This window comes from Mycobacterium kyorinense, assembly GCF_002101735.1.
Classification (GTDB): domain Bacteria; phylum Actinomycetota; class Actinomycetes; order Mycobacteriales; family Mycobacteriaceae; genus Mycobacterium; species Mycobacterium kyorinense.
This window is the reverse complement of sequence record NZ_LQPE01000113.1, coordinates 14,704-30,482: the sequence shown is the minus strand read 5'-3', so window position 1 is coordinate 30,482 and position 15,779 is coordinate 14,704. Positions and strand designations below refer to the sequence as shown.

The 15,779-nt window shown below is 67.9% G+C and carries 17 protein-coding genes; 8 read left to right on the top strand and 9 right to left on the bottom strand.

The window, feature by feature from the left end:
* The first annotated feature begins 124 nt into the window (after positions 1 to 124).
* On the top strand, positions 125 to 2,056 hold the full coding sequence (gene acs / locus AWC14_RS13760) for an acetate--CoA ligase (RefSeq protein WP_162267231.1): 1,932 nt from the start codon (positions 125 to 127) through the stop codon (positions 2,054 to 2,056).
* A gap of 63 nt (positions 2,057 to 2,119) precedes the next feature.
* On the opposite strand, the gene AWC14_RS13755 is transcribed toward acs, so the two are convergent.
* Complete coding sequence (locus AWC14_RS13755; protein ID WP_193393867.1) at positions 2,120 to 2,836, bottom strand: S1 family peptidase; 717 nt, start codon at positions 2,834 to 2,836, stop codon at positions 2,120 to 2,122.
* Between the two features lie 151 nt (positions 2,837 to 2,987).
* Here AWC14_RS13755 and AWC14_RS13750 point away from each other — a divergent pair, with 151 nt between their 5' ends.
* Together AWC14_RS13750 and AWC14_RS13745 are read left to right on the top strand one after the other, a co-directional pair.
* Positions 2,988 to 3,506 carry a phage holin family protein gene (locus AWC14_RS13750; protein ID WP_045384748.1) on the top strand — a complete coding sequence of 173 codons (519 nt, stop codon included), beginning with the start codon at positions 2,988 to 2,990 and terminating at the stop codon, positions 3,504 to 3,506.
* Positions 3,507 to 4,472: an alpha/beta fold hydrolase gene (locus AWC14_RS13745; RefSeq protein WP_045384747.1), complete on the top strand. Its 966-nt coding sequence runs from the start codon at positions 3,507 to 3,509 to the stop codon at positions 4,470 to 4,472.
* Here the strand turns inward: AWC14_RS13745 and marP are convergent.
* The 4 genes from marP to nth are packed head-to-tail and all read right to left on the bottom strand — an operon-like array spanning position 4,465 to position 7,819.
* The gene (gene marP / locus AWC14_RS13740; protein ID WP_045384746.1) at positions 4,465 to 5,655 is read right to left on the bottom strand and encodes an acid resistance serine protease MarP; all 1,191 of its coding nucleotides are present in this window, start codon (positions 5,653 to 5,655) and stop codon (positions 4,465 to 4,467) included. The genes AWC14_RS13745 and marP overlap by 8 nt on opposite strands.
* Positions 5,652 to 6,416: an NUDIX hydrolase gene (locus tag AWC14_RS13735; RefSeq protein WP_045384745.1), complete on the bottom strand. Its 765-nt coding sequence runs from the start codon at positions 6,414 to 6,416 to the stop codon at positions 5,652 to 5,654. The genes marP and AWC14_RS13735 overlap by 4 nt, the downstream gene beginning before the upstream one ends.
* Positions 6,417 to 6,432: 16 nt before the next feature.
* Positions 6,433 to 7,071, bottom strand: coding sequence for a TlpA family protein disulfide reductase (locus tag AWC14_RS13730; RefSeq protein ID WP_045384743.1), 639 nt, complete (start codon positions 7,069 to 7,071; stop codon positions 6,433 to 6,435).
* A gap of 10 nt (positions 7,072 to 7,081) precedes the next feature.
* A complete protein-coding gene (gene nth / locus AWC14_RS13725) occupies positions 7,082 to 7,819 on the bottom strand; it encodes an endonuclease III (protein WP_142281692.1) in 738 nt (245 codons plus the stop codon).
* A 126-nt stretch (positions 7,820 to 7,945) separates the two neighbouring features.
* On the opposite strand from nth, the gene AWC14_RS13720 reads away from it, so the two are divergent.
* Together AWC14_RS13720 and crp are read left to right on the top strand one after the other, a co-directional pair.
* The gene (locus AWC14_RS13720; RefSeq protein WP_081968350.1) at positions 7,946 to 8,233 is read left to right on the top strand and encodes a hypothetical protein; all 288 of its coding nucleotides are present in this window, start codon (positions 7,946 to 7,948) and stop codon (positions 8,231 to 8,233) included.
* Between the two features lie 98 nt (positions 8,234 to 8,331).
* Entirely contained in the window at positions 8,332 to 9,006 is a 675-nt protein-coding gene (crp, locus tag AWC14_RS13715) for a cAMP-activated global transcriptional regulator CRP (protein ID WP_023368605.1), read from the top strand.
* A 51-nt stretch (positions 9,007 to 9,057) separates the two neighbouring features.
* Here the strand turns inward: crp and AWC14_RS13710 are convergent, their stop codons facing one another.
* The 3 genes from AWC14_RS13710 to sp36 are packed head-to-tail and all read right to left on the bottom strand — an operon-like array spanning position 9,058 to position 10,462.
* Entirely contained in the window at positions 9,058 to 9,843 is a 786-nt protein-coding gene (locus AWC14_RS13710; protein WP_045384739.1) for an MBL fold metallo-hydrolase, read from the bottom strand.
* On the bottom strand, positions 9,840 to 10,304 hold the full coding sequence (locus AWC14_RS13705; RefSeq protein ID WP_045384737.1) for a RidA family protein: 465 nt from the start codon (positions 10,302 to 10,304) through the stop codon (positions 9,840 to 9,842). Before AWC14_RS13705 ends, AWC14_RS13710 begins: the two co-directional genes overlap by 4 nt.
* Positions 10,301 to 10,462 (bottom strand): Sp36 family protein, encoded by a 162-nt coding sequence (gene sp36, locus AWC14_RS28225; RefSeq protein ID WP_099539648.1) that lies wholly within the window; start codon positions 10,460 to 10,462, stop codon positions 10,301 to 10,303. The genes AWC14_RS13705 and sp36 overlap by 4 nt, the downstream gene beginning before the upstream one ends.
* Before the next feature lie 47 nt (positions 10,463 to 10,509).
* Between sp36 and bagA the strand changes: the two genes are divergently transcribed.
* Together bagA and bagB are read left to right on the top strand one after the other, a co-directional pair.
* A complete protein-coding gene (gene bagA, locus AWC14_RS13700; protein ID WP_142281691.1) occupies positions 10,510 to 11,532 on the top strand; it encodes an ATPase BagA in 1,023 nt (340 codons plus the stop codon).
* Complete coding sequence (gene bagB / locus AWC14_RS13695) at positions 11,529 to 12,662, top strand: ATPase BagB (RefSeq protein WP_045384733.1); 1,134 nt, start codon at positions 11,529 to 11,531, stop codon at positions 12,660 to 12,662. The genes bagA and bagB overlap by 4 nt, the downstream gene beginning before the upstream one ends.
* Here the strand turns inward: bagB and AWC14_RS13690 are convergent.
* Positions 12,659 to 13,012, bottom strand: a complete 354-nt coding sequence (locus tag AWC14_RS13690) for a WhiB family transcriptional regulator (RefSeq protein WP_045384750.1) — start codon at positions 13,010 to 13,012, stop codon at positions 12,659 to 12,661. The two genes, bagB and AWC14_RS13690, sit on opposite strands and share 4 nt — an antisense overlap.
* Before the next feature lie 326 nt (positions 13,013 to 13,338).
* Between AWC14_RS13690 and ponA2 the strand changes: the two genes are divergently transcribed.
* Positions 13,339 to 15,768 (top strand): transglycosylase/D,D-transpeptidase PonA2, encoded by a 2,430-nt coding sequence (ponA2, locus tag AWC14_RS13685; protein ID WP_045385192.1) that lies wholly within the window; start codon positions 13,339 to 13,341, stop codon positions 15,766 to 15,768.
* Positions 15,769 to 15,779: the final 11 nt, after the last annotated feature.

The window sequence follows — 15,779 nt, the reverse complement described above, 5'->3', positions numbered from 1 at the left end:
TTCTCGCACAAGGGCTTGAGGCCATCTTCCCTGTTCAGCACCCTCACATCGCAGATCAACGCGCCGACTTTTTCAGGTCGGGTGATGGGTGGTGCGAGCGATCAGCTTAGCTAGGCTTCAACCCGTGACCGAAGCGCCGTCGTCGTATCCGCCGCCACCGGAGTTCGCACAGCAGGCGAACGTCAGCAAAAACGCATACCGCGAGGCCGAGCAGGACCGGCTGGCGTTCTGGGCCAAGCAGGCCGAGCGGCTGGCGTGGGCGACGCCGTTCGAGCAGGTGCTGGACTGGTCGGAGTCCCCTTTCGCAAAGTGGTTTGTCGGCGGCAAGCTCAACGTCGCTTACAACTGCGTGGACCGTTACGTCGAGGCCGGCCATGGCGACCGCACCGCCATCTACTGGGAGGGCGAGCCGGTTGACGAAAGCCGCGTCCTGACCTACGCCGACCTGCAGACCGAGGTATGCAAGGCCGCCAACGCACTGAGCCGCCTCGGGCTGGTGGCAGGCGACCGAGTCGCCATCTATATGCCGATGATCCCGGAGGCCATCGTCGCAATGCTGGCCTGCGCGCGGCTGGGTGTCATGCACAGCGTGGTGTTCGCCGGTTTCACCGCCAAGGCGCTGCGCGCGCGAATCGCCGACGCCGAGGCCAAATTGCTGATCACCGCCGACGGGCAGTTCCGCCGCGGAAAGCCCATGCCCCTGAAGGAGGCCGCCGACGAGGCGGTCGGCAACGACAGCCCCATCGAGCACGTGCTGGTGGTCCGGCGCACCGGCATCGACGTGCCGTGGACGGACGGCCGCGACCTGTGGTGGCACGACGTCGTCGACCACGCTCCGGCCGAACACACCCCGGTAGCCTTCGACGCCGAACATCCGCTGTTTTTGCTGTACACATCGGGCACCACCGGCAAGCCCAAGGGCATCATGCACACCAGCGGCGGGTTTCTCACCCAGTCGTCGTTCACCCACTACAGCATCTTCGACGTCAAGCCGGAGACCGACGTGTTCTGGTGCACCGCCGACATCGGCTGGGTCACGGGACACACCTACAGCGTCTACGGTCCGCTGTCCAACGGCGTCACGCAGATCATTTACGAAGGCACGCCGGCCTCCCCTACCGAGCACCGGCATTTCGAGGTCATCGAAAAGTACAGGGCGACAATCTATTACGCGGCGCCCACGTTGATCCGGACGTTCATGAAGTGGGGCCGGCAGATTCCCGACGCCCACGACCTGTCCAGCCTGCGGCTGCTGGGATCGGTCGGCGAGCCGATCAACCCGCAGGCTTGGCGCTGGTACCGCGATGTGCTCGGCGCGGGCAAGACTCCGGTGGTGGACACCTGGTGGCAGACCGAGACCGGCGCCGCGATGATCTCGCCGCTGCCGGGTGTGGCCGCCGCCAAACCGGGTTCGGCGATGACGCCGCTGCCCGGCATCTCCGCCAAGATCGTCGACGACGACGGCAACCAGCTCACGCCGGGCGTCGACGCCACCGGCTACCTTGTGATCGACCAGCCCTGGCCGGCCATGTTGCGCGGGATTTGGGGCGACCCGGACCGCTACCGCGAGACGTACTGGTCCAAGTTCGCCGGGCAGGGCTGGTATTTCGCCGGTGACAGCGCCCGCTACGACGCCGACGGCGACATCTGGGTGGTCGGCCGCATCGACGACGTGATGAACGTGTCCGGGCACCGGATCTCCACCGCCGAGGTGGAGTCCGCGCTGGTCGGGCACTCCGGGGTGGCCGAGGCCGCGGTCGTCGGCGCCACCGACGAGACCACCGGTCAGGCGATCTGCGCGTTCGTCGTGCTGCAGGCCGATCAGCCGGAGACCCTCGGCGAGGAGATCATCGACGAGCTGCGCGGGCACGTCGCCAAGGAGATCTCGCCGATCGCCCGGCCGCGCGAGCTGCACGTGGTGCCCGAGCTGCCGAAGACCCGCAGCGGCAAGATCATGCGCCGGCTGCTGCGCGACATCGCCGAAAACCGGGAACTGGGCGACACGTCGACGCTGTTGGACCCGGGCGTGTTCGACGCGATCCGGGCGGCCAAATAGCTAGCTACGCCACTCCCCCTCGGCGACGGTCCTCAGCCGACCTTGGCGCGCTTGCGATCGCCGCTAAGTGGCCGGATTGGCCGACACCGGGACGAACCCGGCGCCCGGGCGGCCCTTGGCGGCAAGGTCGGCGAGCACCGCGTTGATCGACACCACCGTCGCCGGGGTGTGCAGCGGGATGTATTTGATGACGCAGGTCGGCAGGTTCTCGCTGAACGCGCCGTGGATCATCCCGACCAGCAGATTGTCGACGACGACTGGCGCACCCGAGTCGCCCTGCTGCCCGCACACCTGCATGACGAGGGTGCCCGGATCCTGGCCCGGCCCGAAGACGACACCGCACGAGTTGCCGGTGGTGCGGCCCTGCTTACAGGCGATCTGGCCGGCGCCCGGGTCCGGGCCGATGCCGTCGATCGCGAAGCCGTCGAAGTTGGGCACCGGCGTCACCTTGGCCGGGTCGAAGCGGATCACCGCGTAGTCGAGGCTGTCGTTGCCGGCCACCATCGTGCCGATGGCGCCGCGGTTCTGCGCCGCCTCGGCGGCCACCGAAGCGCCCGGGCCGCCGCAGTGCGCCGACGTGAAGCCGACCAGCGCGCCGGTGTTGTCGTTGCCGATGCTGGTCAGCGTGCACATGGTGTCGCCGTCGATGACGATGCCCGCGCCGCCGCCCATCGGAACCCTGTCGTCGGCCGCGGCAGTGCGCACACCAGCGACGGCAACCAGCGAGGCCATCACTAATGCCGCAGCAACACGGAACAGCCGGCAGTGCGTGGTCTGCAAAGAGTTACTCCCGTCAACGACTCCGGCCATGAGACCCGGCTGGGTCAGTCTAGCGTGACCGCCGGTCCTCGGTTGGCCTCGTCTGGCGCCGGTGCCCATGGCAACATGAACCGCGACGACAGCCAATCAGGTTCAGCCGGGAGGACCGTCTGTGAGCAAGCCCGATCGCAAGAAGGCCGGCAACGGCGTGCCCAGCACGCTGACCACCATCCCGTTGACCGACCCGCATGCGCTGCCCGTCGAACCGTCGATCGGCGACCTGGTCAAGGACGCCACGGCCCAGATGTCGACGCTGGTGCGCGCGGAAGTGGAACTGGCCCGTGCCGAGATCACCCGCGACGTCAAGAAGGGGCTGACCGGCAGCGTCTTTTTCATCTCGGCGCTGGTCGTGCTGTTCTACTCGACCTTCTTTTTCTTCTTCTTCCTCGCCGAGTTGCTCGACACCTGGCTGTGGCGCTGGGTCGCGTTCCTGATCGTGTTCGGGATCATGGTGGTGTTCACCGCGGTGCTGGCGCTGTTCGGATTCTTGAAGGTCCGCCGCATCCGCGGACCGCGCCAAACCATCGCATCGGTCAAGGAGACCCGCACCGCCTTCACCCCGGGTCACGACAAGGCCGGCCAGCAGGCGCTCGGCACCGGCGGAACACCCGCTGACCCCTCGGGCTGGTAAATGGCGCCACCAGACCCGTCGGTGACCCGTATCGACGGGCCATGGCGCCATCTGGATATACACGCCAACGGTATTCGGTTCCACGTCGTCGAGGCGGCGCCATCCGGCCAGGATGAGGGCGCGCCGCCGACGGCCCGCCCACTGGTGATCATGCTGCACGGCTTCGCCTCGTTCTGGTGGTCGTGGCGCCACCAGCTGCGCGGCCTGACCGGTGTGCGCGCGGTAGCCGTGGACCTGCGCGGGTACGGCGGCAGCGACAAACCGCCCCGTGGGTACGACGGCTGGACCCTCGCCGGCGACACCGCCGGACTGATCCGCGCGCTCGGGCATTCGTCGGCGACCCTGGTCGGCCACGCCGACGGCGGGCTGGTCTGCTGGGCCACGTCGGTGCTGCACTCCCGGCTGGTCCGCGCGATCGCGGTGGTCAGCTCGCCGCATCCCGCGGCCTTGCGTGCTTCGGCGTTGACACGCCGCGACCAGGCGAGTGCGCTGTTGCCGTCGCTGCTGCGTTATCAGGTGCCGATCTGGCCGGAGCGCTCGCTGACCCGGCACGACGGCGACGAGGTCGAACGGCTGGTGCGCAGCCGTGCCAGCGCCAAATGGGTTGCATCCGAAGACTTTTCCGAAACCATCGGACATCTGCGGCAGGCCATCCAGATTCCGTCGGCGGCGCATTCCGCGCTGGAGTACCAGCGCTGGGCGGTGCGCAGCCAGCTGCGCGACGAGGGCCGGCGGTTCATGAGGTCCATGAAGCGGCACATCGGCCTGCCGCTGCTGCACGTCCGCGGTGACGCCGATCCCTACGTGCTGGCCGACCCGGTCGAACGCACCCGACGCTACGCACCGCACGGTCATTACCTAACGGTCTCCGGCGCAGGGCATTTCAGCCACGAAGAGGCGCCACAGGAAGTCAACAGCCACCTGGCACGGTTCTTCGGGCAGGTGTACGGGCCCGAACTCAGCTGACGCAGGCGCCGGTGGCCACCGGCGCGGTGTCGCCGATCTTGGCCAGCTGACTGGCCACTTCTTTGGCGGTCAGCACAAAACCAGTGTCGTTGTCGTCGACCGCCGCGCCGAACACCACGCCGAGCACCTTGCCGTTCAGGTCGATCAGCGGGCCACCCGAATTGCCTTGCTCCACAGTGGCTCTGATGGTGTACACCTCGCGGTTGACGGTGGCGTCGCGGTAGATGTCGGGGCCTGACAGCTCGATGATTTCCCGCACCCGCGCCGGCGTCGCGACGAAGCCGCCGCCGCCGGGATAGCCCAGCACCAACGCGTCGGTCCCGCCCTTGACGGCGCCGTCGGCGAAAGCCAGCGGCGGCGGCGGCAGGTTCGGGACCGCCAGAATGGCGATGTCGACGGATGGGTCGTAGGACACCACCGTCGCGTCGTAGGGGTTGCCGCCGGCCTCGACCGTGACGTTGTTGGCGCCGGCCACCACGTGCGCGTTGGTCATCACCCGGTCGGGGGAAAGTACAAACCCGCTGCCTTCCAACACTTTCTGGCAGCTGGGCGCGATCGCGCGGATCTTGACCACGCTGGGCTGGGTGGCCGCCACGACAGGGTTGTCGGCCAGCCCGGCATCGGGTGTGGCCACCGCGGCGACGGGCGTGCGGCTGAACGGTTCCAGCACCTGCGGCAGACCCGAGGTGTCCAGCAGCGACGACAACCGTTTGGGCACCGTTTTGAGCCAGGGCGGGGCGACCTGGTTGACCTCGGCCAGCACCCGCGAACCGCGCACCGCCGCAGCCAGATTGGGCTGCCCGGACGACGACGTCAGTGGCGTCGCCAGCAGCCACGCTGCGATCAGCACCACCACCATCTGCACCGCCACCCCGATGAGCGAGTCGAAGAACCGGATGATGCGGCTGCGGATCGCGCCGCGCACCGCCCGGCCCAGCACGACGCCGGCGACCTCACCGATGACGACCAACCCCAGGATCAAAAACAGCGCCGCGAACAGCTTCGCGCGTGGGGCGGTGATGTGGGTGACGATGTGCGGCGCCAGCAGCACTCCGGCGACGGCGCCGAGCAGGACCCCGACGAACGACAGCAGCGAGCCCAATGCGCCTGAGCGCCAACCGGATATCGCCGCGATGAAGGCGACCGCGAGCACCGCGATGTCCAACCACTGTGACGGGGTCATCGTGCACCACCCTCATCGCCGACCAGAGCCATGGCTTCGTCGAGTTCGCGGACGTCGGTGGTGTCCCATGGCTGCGCCCAGCCCGCGACGTCGAGCATCGCGGAAATAACCTGGCCAGTGAAACCCCACACCAGCATCTCATTCAACAGGAAAGCCGGGCCGGCCCAACGCCGGCCGTGAGCCCGGCGATACACCATCAGCCGGTTCGCGGGATTGATGAAGGCGCGCACCGGAACCCGCGCAACGATCGCCGTCTCCGCCTCGTCGACGACGGCCACCGGCCCGGGATCGGGTGAATACGCGAGCACCGGGACCACGTGAAAACCCGACGGCGCGATGAACGTTCGCTCCATGGTCGCCAGCGGATGCAGCCGGCCCACGTCGATGCCGGTCTCTTCGCGGGCCTCCCGCAGGGCGGTGGCCACCGGTCCGTCGTCACCGGGATCGCATGCGCCGCCGGGGAACGCCGCCTGTCCGGCGTGGTGGCGCAAGGTGGAGGCCCGCACGGTGACCAGCAGGTCGGCGTCGTCGGGAACACCGCCGTCGGGCGGAGCGGACTCCGGCCCGGAGAACAGCACCAGCACCGCGGCGTCGCGGCCGTTGCGGCGCACCGACGCCGCGGCCTTGGCGGCGGTCACCATCGCCAGCACGTCGGGGGGCAGCCGGCGGCGAAAGGCGGCCGGCACGTGGTCGACGTTGTCGACCAGTGGGCGCAGCCAGGACGGCCCGAGCTCCGGGGTCAGCGGAACCGCAGCGCTCAACCGGCCCTCCCTGGTCTCACCTCTGGCCTGAAACCGCGGCCGCGATCTCGTCGGCGGTGGCGAACGTCCGCGGCAGGGTCTGCGCAACGCTACCGTCCGGCGCCAGCACGACTGTCGCGGGCATCACATTGGGTACCCGCAACGCGGCCGCGATCCGCCGCCGACCGTCCTGGAAAGTCGGCAACCGGACACCCAGTTGGGCCAGCTGCAGCAGCCCCGCCGTCTCGTTCTCGTCCTGGTGCACGGTCACCACCGTCACGGCCGATCCGGCGCGGCGCTGATACTCGGCCATCGCCGGTAATTCGGCCTTGCACGGTTTGCACCAGTAAGCCCACATGTTGAGCAGGACCCGGCGCCCGGCCAGCGCGCGGGCCACCTCGACCGTCGAGCCGTCGGCCGCACATTCCGCCGTGATGCCGCGCAGCGCCGGCGGTCCGGCGCTCGGGCCGGCGGCCGGGCAGGGCGGCAAGTCGGCGCGCTGGCGCGGTCCGGCCAGCGCCTCGGGGGTGTCGGCGTCGCGGTGTTCGCGGCCGGGCCCGCTCGCCGACGGCGGCGTCGACAAGTGATAGGTGTCGCGCAGCTCGACCAGCAGCGCCCCCAGCAAGGCCGCGACCACGACCAGGATCGCGATGGTCCAACCGGTACGGGCGCTCATGGCCGGCGGTCTACAAGCCGGCCAGCGCCAGCAGGTGCTCTTTTTCGGGGCCTTGCACCAGCGGCGCGGCGATCAGCGGGTCGGTCGGCCCGGTCCCGAACGACGGGCAGTCCTTGGCCAGCACGCACACGCCGCACGCCGGTTTGCGGGCGTGACAGACCCGGCGGCCGTGAAAGATCACCCGGTGGCTCAGATCGGTCCACTCTGCGCGTTCGATGAGCTCGCCGACGGCGTGCTCGATCTTCACCGGGTCGTCCTCGGTCGTCCATTGCCACCGCCGAACCAGCCGCTTGAAGTGCGTGTCGACGGTGATCCCCGGGACGCCGAACGCGTTGCCGAGAATGACGTTGGCGGTCTTGCGTCCCACGCCGGGCAGCGTCACCAGCTCGTCCATGGTCGACGGCACCTCGCCGTCGAACCGCTCAACCAGTGCCTGCCCCAGACCGATCAACGACGTCGCCTTGTTGCGGTAGAAACCGGTGGGGCGGATGAGGTTTTCCAGTTCTTCGCGGTTGGCCTGCGCGTAGTCCAGCGCGCTGCGATAGCGGGCGAACAGCGCCGGGGTGGTGAGGTTGACCCGCTTGTCGGTGCTTTGCGCCGACAGGATGGTGGCCACCGTCAGCTCCAGCGGATTGGTGAAGTCCAGTTCGCAGTAGACATGCGGAAACGCTTGTGCCAGTTTGCGATTCATTCGGCGAGCTCGTCGCACCAACCCGAGGCGGGTCTCGTCAGACCAACGGCGGGACACGGTGGCCTCGGCCTTGCCCGTTGTCACGTCCGACAGAGTACTAATTTGTAATCTCGCTGAGACCTTGGCCGTGTTTACTTCCTCCTTGTGTCGTGGCTGCTGGTGGCGTTTATTCCGGGGTTGCTGATGTTGGCGACGTTCGGGCTCAGCCGCCTCGAAGCCGGTTTGGTCGACGACACCCTCACCGCGCGCGACGTCGCGGAGTTTTTCGAACAGGCCGAGGCCGCGGACATGAACACGCTGGCCCGCGAAGGCATGCCCGAGGCGCTGGACTGCCTGCATCGCCGCCGCGCCGAGTACGCGATCGACGAGCCCATGCCGCCCGTCAAACCATCGGGGTTGGCAAGGCCGCGGCACCGGCATTCCCGGACGAATCGGCAGTTTGGGCCGCCTCGGCACGCCAATCGTGTGTAGCGTTGGCACGTTGGGTTAACGGCCTACCTTTAGACTCAGCTCACAAAACATAGGTGGGCCAAGCGCTCATCACAATATTCAAGCAGCTAAGGGGCAACGTGGACGAGATCCTGGCGAGGGCCGGAATCTTCCAGGGGGTCGAACCCAGCGCCGTCGCCGCGCTGACCAAACAACTACAGCCCGTCGACTTCCCCCGCGGGCATACCGTTTTCGCGGAAGGGGAGCCGGGCGACCGGCTGTACATCATCATTTCGGGCAAGGTCAAAATCGGCCGGCGCTCCCCCGACGGCAGGGAGAACCTGCTGACGATCATGGGTCCGTCCGACATGTTCGGTGAATTGTCGATTTTCGACCCCGGGCCACGGACGTCGAGCGCCACCACCATCACCGAGGTGCGGGCGGTCTCGATGGACCGCGACGCGCTGCGCGCCTGGATTGCCGACCGTCCCGAAATCGCCGAGCAGCTACTGCGGGTGCTGGCCCGGCGGCTCCGCCGCACCAACAACAACCTGGCGGACCTCATCTTCACCGACGTGCCCGGACGCGTGGCCAAGCAGCTGCTGCAGCTGGCCCAGCGGTTCGGCACTCAGGAGGGTGGCGCGATGCGGGTCACCCACGACCTGACCCAGGAGGAGATCGCTCAGCTGGTCGGCGCGTCGCGGGAGACCGTCAACAAGGCGCTGGCCGATTTCGCCCACCGCGGCTGGATTCGCCTGGAGGGCAAGAGCGTACTGATCTCCGACTCGGAACGGTTGGCCAGGCGCGCGCGCTGAGATTGCGTCTAGGGTCGCGATCCCGGCGGATTCACAGCCCTACACGCGATCTCAACGACGCAAGTAGTCCAGCTGCGCCTGCACCGACCACTCGGCGGCGCCCCACAGCTTCTCGTCGACGTCGACATAGACGTGCTCGACGACTTGGCGCACGGTGGCGTCGTCGCCGAGATCGCGCAACGCCGAGCGCACCTGGTCCAGCCGCTGCTCGCGGTGCTCGAGGTAGCCGGTGGCGACGGCCGCGAGGTCGGCCAGGTCCGGCCCGTGGCCGGGCAGCACCCGCCGCGGCCCCAGACCGCGCAGCCGCTGCAGCGACTCCAGATAGTCGGCCAGGCTGCCGTCTTCCTTGTCGATCACCGTCGTGCCGCGACCCAGCACGGTGTCCGCGGTGAGCACGGCGTCGTCGAGGACGAACGACACCGAGTCGGCGGTGTGCCCGGGCGTGGCCAGCACGCGGATCGTCAGCCCTGCCGCTTCGATCACTTCGCCGTCGACCAGATGTCCGCCGAGGCCGCGCAACCACCCGCTGCCCACCGATCGCACCGGCGCGCCGGTCGCGTCGACGAGTTTGTCGATGCCGTCGGTGTGGTCGCCGTGCCGGTGGCTGATCAGGATCAGCGCGACGCGGCCGACGGCCGCGACCCGGGCGATGTGCTCGTCGTCGTCGGGTCCGGGGTCGACGATGACCACCTCGTCGCTGCGCGGACCGCGCAGCACCCAGGTGTTGGTGCCCTCGAGCGTCATCAGGCCGGGGTTATCGGCCAACAGCACCGATGCGCTGTCGGTGACCGGTCGCAGCTGTCCGTAGGCCGGGTGAGCCAACACTTGAGTCGTCAGCCGACCTCCACCACCAGCTCGACTTCCACCGGTGCACCGAGCGGCAACTCGGCAACGCCGACCGCGGATCGAGCATGCGCGCCGCGATCCCCGAACACCTCGGCGAACACCTCCGATGCTCCGTTGACGACGCCGGGCTGACCGGTGAACCCGGGCGCGGAGGCGACGAAACCGACCACCTTGACCACCTGGGTCACCGCATCGATGCCCAGCAGCGAATCCACCGCCGCCAGCGCGTTGAGCGCGCAGACTCGGGCCAGCGCCTTGCCCTCTTCGGGAGTGACCTCGGCACCGACCTTGCCGGTGCCGGCCAGCTTGCCGTCCTGCATCGGCAGCTGGCCCGCCGTGTACACCAGGTTGCCGGTGCGCACCGCGGGCACATAGGCGGCCAGCGGCTTCACCACTGCCGGGAGCTCGATGCCGAGCTCAGCAAGCCGGGCCTTGGCAGACCCCGCGCTCACTTCGGGCGTTTCAGATACGCGACGTGTTGCTCACCCGTCGGACCGGGCAGCACCGAAACCAGCTCCCAGCCGTCGGCACCCCACTGGTCGAGGATCTGTTTGGTGGCGTGCGTCAACAGCGGGACGGTGGCGTACTCCCACGCGGTCGGTTGGGTCATAGCTCGAGCTTATCGGTCGGGTGACAACACACGTTGGTTAGCATGCTTTGGTGGCGACCACACCGAGCAGCGGGGCTTCCATCGGCTGGCCAGCGCGACTGGAGAAGGCCCGCTTGCATTTCGTGACCGGCAAGGGGGGCACCGGCAAGTCGACGGTCGCCGCCGCGCTCGCACTGACCCTGGCGTCCGGCGGGCGCAAGGTGTTGCTGGTGGAAGTCGAAGGGCGCCAAGGGATTGCGCAACTTTTCGATGTGCCGCCGCTGCCCTACAAAGAGGTCAAGATCGCGACCGCCGAACACGGCGGTCTGGTCAATGCGCTGGCGATCGACATCGAGGCCGCGTTCCTGGAATACCTCGACATGTTCTACAACCTCGGCATCGCCGGCCGGGCGATGCGGCGCATCGGTGCGATCGAATTCGCGACGACGATCGCGCCCGGCCTGCGCGACGTGCTGCTCACCGGAAAGATCAAGGAGTCGGTGATCCGCGTCGGCAAGGACCGGCAGCCGGTGTACGACGCGGTCGTGGTCGATGCGCCGCCGACCGGTCGCATCGCGCGGTTTTTGGACGTCACCAGGGCGGTGGCCGATCTGGCCAAGGGCGGGCCGGTGTATTCGCAGAGTGAGGGCGTGGTGCAGCTGCTGCATTCCGACCAGACCGCCGTGCACCTGGTGACACTGCTCGAGGCACTGCCCATGCAGGAAACCATGGAGGCCATCGACGAACTGCAGGAGCTGAATCTGCCGATCGGCAGCGTGATCGTCAACCGCAACATCCCGGCTTACCTGCAGCCCGACGACTTGGCCAAGGCGGCCGAGGGCGATATCGACGCCGACGCCGTACGGGCGGGGCTGACCAAGGCCGGAATCACGCTGAACGACGCCGATTTCGCCGGCCTGCTGACCCAAACCATCCAGCACGCCACCCGCATCACCGCCCGCGCCGAGACAGCCGAGCAGCTCGACGAGTTGCAAGTGCCGCGGCTGGAGCTCCCCACGATCGCCGACGGTGTCGATCTCGGCAGTCTCTACGAGCTCTCCGAAGTGCTTGCGCAGCAAGGAGTTCGATGAGTACCACTCCGCCGAGACTAGACGTGGCCGGCATCCTGGCCGACAAAACCAACCGGGTGGTGGTGTGCTGTGGCGCCGGCGGCGTCGGCAAGACGACCACCGCCGCCGCGATGGCGTTGCGTGCCGCCGAGAACGGCCGCACGGTGGTGGTGTTGACCATCGACCCGGCCAAGCGGCTGGCACAAGCGTTGGGAATCAACGACCTTGGCAATTCGCCGCAGCGGGTGCCGCTGGCTCCCGAAGTGCCGGGCCAGCTCTACGCGATGATGCTCGACATGCGCCGCACGTTCGACGAAATGGTCATCCAGTACTCCGGACCCGAACGCGCACAAGCGATTCTGGACAACCAGTTCTATCAGACGGTCGCCACCTCTCTGGCCGGCACCCAGGAATACATGGCGATGGAAAAGCTCGGCCAGTTGCTGAGCCAGGACCGCTGGGATTTGGTGGTGGTGGACACCCCACCCTCACGCAACGCGCTGGACTTCCTGGACGCGCCGAAACGGTTGGGCAGCTTCATGGACAGCCGGCTGTGGCGGCTGCTCCTGGGCCCCGGCCGCGGCATCGGCCGGCTGGTCACCGGCGCCGTCGGCCTGGCGATGAAAGCGCTGTCGACCGTTCTCGGTTCCCAAATGCTCTCCGACGCAGCCGGTTTCGTGCAGTCGCTGGATGCCACGTTCGGCGGGTTCCGGGAGAAGGCGGACCGCACCTATGCGCTGCTGAAGCGGCGCGGTACGCAGTTCGTGGTGGTGTCGGCGGCCGAGCCGGATGCGCTGCGGGAGGCGTCGTTCTTCGTGGACCGGCTCTCCGAGGAGCGCATGCCGCTGGCGGGGCTCATCTTGAACCGGACCCACCCGATGTTGTGCTCGTTGCCGGTGGAGCGGGCCATCGACGGCGCCGAGACGCTCCAGACCGAGTCGGACGGATCGGATTCGGCCGCGCTGGCCACGGCGGTCCTGCAGATTCACGCCGACCGGGCGGCGACGTCCAAGCGGGAGATCCGGCTGTTGTCGCGGTTCACCGGGGCCAATCCGCACGTCGCGATCGTCGGGGTGCCGTCGCTGCCGTTCGACGTGTCAGACCTCGAAGCGCTGCGCGCGATCGCCGACCAGATGACGGCTGTTGCTTAGCCAGCGCTGCGGTGCTTGCGCTGCGCAGCGAAGAACTCCGCCCAGGACTCCACCTCGGGATGCTGCTTGAGCAGTGCGCGTCGCTGCCGTTCGGTCATGCCACCCCACACCCCGAACTCGACCCGGTTGTCGAGCGCGTCGGCGCCGCATTCCAGCATCACCGGACAGTGCCGGCAGATCACCGCGGCCTTGCGTTGCGCGGCACCGCGGACAAAAAGCTCGTCGGGGTCGGCCGCCCGGCACAGCGCCTTGGATACCCAGGCGATTCGTGACTCGGAATCAGCACGGTGAACGGTGCTGCCTGAGGGTGCAGTGTTCGCCTTGCGTGCCGCGATCCGTGTACCTGACACCAGCGTCCCCTCTTCGCTCTCACCGCCAGTACGACGGCCCCCGACTCGCGGTGCAGATCGGCGATGCGATCTAGGCCACACTATGCACGTCGGTGTTACCTGTATCTCACTGTGCGTCTAAGTTAGGTGGTCAGGTGCCAATTGCGCAACGGTTTGATACGCCCTTTTTTGGCACAACTGTGCCGTCCGATCATGAAGGCGACCGCCGGACGGGCGGGACGAACCAACGAATAGGCCCTGACCTGTGACGCTGGGGCAAATATGCTCATCAGCCACTCGAGACGACTCCAGATGACTTCCGTCGCGGCGCCGCTAGTCTAGTAGCCATGCCGGAGCCGGAGCAGCACCAGACCGCTATCACGGTCGCCAAGCTCGCCGGGTGCTGCCTGTTGGCCAGCGTCATCGTCGCGGCCCTACTGTTTCCTGCCGTCGGCGGCATCGGGCTGATGTCGAACCGCGCCTCCGAAGTCGTCGCCAACGGGTCGGCCCAGCTACTCGAGGGCGACGTCCCGGCCGTCACCACGATGGTCGACGCGAAGGGCAACACGATCGCCTGGCTGTACTCGCAACGCCGCTTCGAGGTGCCCAGCGACAAGATCGCCAACACGATGAAACTGGCAATCGTTTCCATCGAGGACAAGCGGTTTGCCGAACACAACGGTGTCGACTGGCAGGGCACGCTGCACGGGCTGGCCGGCTACGCGTCCGGCGACGTCGATACCCGCGGCGGTTCGACGATCGAGCAGCAGTATGTGAAGAACTACCAACTGCTGGTGATCGCGCAGACCGACGCCGAGAAGCGCGCGGCGGTCGAGACCACGCCGGCGCGCAAGCTGCGCGAAATCCGCATGGCGCTCACCCTGGACAAGACGTTTTCCAAGCCGGAGATCTTGACCCGTTACCTGAACCTGGTTTCGTTCGGCAACAACGCCTTTGGTGTGCAGGATGCCGCGCAGACCTACTTCGGGGTGAACGCATCCGAGTTGAACTGGCAGCAGGCGGCGCTGCTGGCCGGGATGGTGCAGTCGACCACTGCGCTCAATCCCTACACCAACCCCGAGGGCGCGCTGGCACGGCGAAACCTGGTGCTGGACACCATGATCGAGAACCTGCCTCAGGAGGCCGAGGCGTTGCGCGCCGCCAAGGCGGAGCCACTGGGAATCCTGCCGCAGCCCAACGAATTACCGCGCGGCTGCATCGCGGCCGGCGACCGCGCATTCTTCTGTGACTACGTGCAGGCGTATCTGGCGCGGGCCGGCATCAGCAAGGAGCAGGTCGCCCGCGGCGGCTACACGATCCGGACCAACCTCGACCCCGACGTGCAGGCGTCGGTCAAGTCGGCCATCGACGCGTACGCCAGCCCAGACCTCAACGGCATCGCCAGCGTGATGAGCGTGATCCGGCCCGGCAAGGACTCGCACAAGGTGATCGCGATGGCGAGCAACCGCCGCTACGGCCTGAACACCGATGCGGGCGAGACGATGCGGCCGCAGCCGTTCTCTCTGGTCGGCGACGGCGCCGGGTCGATCTTCAAGATCTTCACCACCGCCGCAGCACTCGAGATGGGCATGGGCATCAACATGCAGTTGGAGGTGCCGGGCAGCTTCCAGGCCAAGGGCATGGGCAGCGGCGGCGCCAAGGGCTGCCCCAAGGAAACGTGGTGCGTGGTCAACGCCGGCAACTACCGCGGGTCGATGAACGTGACCGACGCGCTGGCCACGTCGCCGAACACCGCGTTCGCCAAGCTGATCCAGATGGTGGGCGTGCCGCGTGCCGTGGACATGGCGGTGCGGCTCGGGCTGCGTTCCTACGCCGATCCGGGCAGCGCCCGCGACTACGACGAGAACAGCAACGAGAGCCTGGCCGATTTCATCAAGCGGCAGAACATCGGCTCGTTCACCCTGGGCCCGTTCGAGGTCAACGCGTTGGAGCTGTCGAACGTCGCGGCGACGCTGGCCTCCGGCGGCAAGTGGTGCCCGCCCAACCCGATCGACAAGCTGATCGACCGCGACGGCAACGAGGTCGCCGTCAGCGCCGAGGCGTGCGACCAGGTAGTGCCGGAGGGCTTGGCGAACACGCTTGCCAACGCGCTGAGCAAGGACTCCCAGCCCGGCGGCACGGCGTCGGGGTCGGCCGGGGCGGCGGGTTGGAATCTGCCGATGTCCGGCAAGACGGGTACCACCGAGGCGCACCGCTCGTCGGGCTTCGTCGGCTTCACCAACCAGTACGCGGCCGCCAACTACATCTACGACGACTCCAGTTCGCCGTCGGATCTGTGCTCCTCGCCGTTGCGGCGCTGCGGCGACGGCAACCTCTACGGCGGTAACGAGCCGGCCCGCACCTGGTTCACCGCGATGAAGCCGATCGCGGACAAGTTTGGCGAAGTGAAGCTGCCGCCGACCGATCCGCGCTATGTGGACGGCGGCCCCAACTCGCGGGTGCCCAGCGTCGCCGGGCTGGACGTCGAGGGAGCACGCCAGCGCCTGAAGGAAGCCGGTTTCCAGGTCGCCGACCAACCGACGTCGGTCAACAGCAGCGCCAAGTACGGGGAAGTGGTGGGAACGACACCAAACGGCCAGACCATCCCCGGCGCCGTCGTCACCATCCAGATCAGCAACGGCGTCCCGCCGGCCCCGCCGCCACCGCCCGAAGGTGCGCCCATCGGCTCGCAAGTCATCGAGATTCCGGGGTTGCCGCCGATCACGATCCCGCTGTTGCCGCCACCACCGCCGGAGCAGCCGCCGCCACCGCCCTAGGCTGGCGCAGT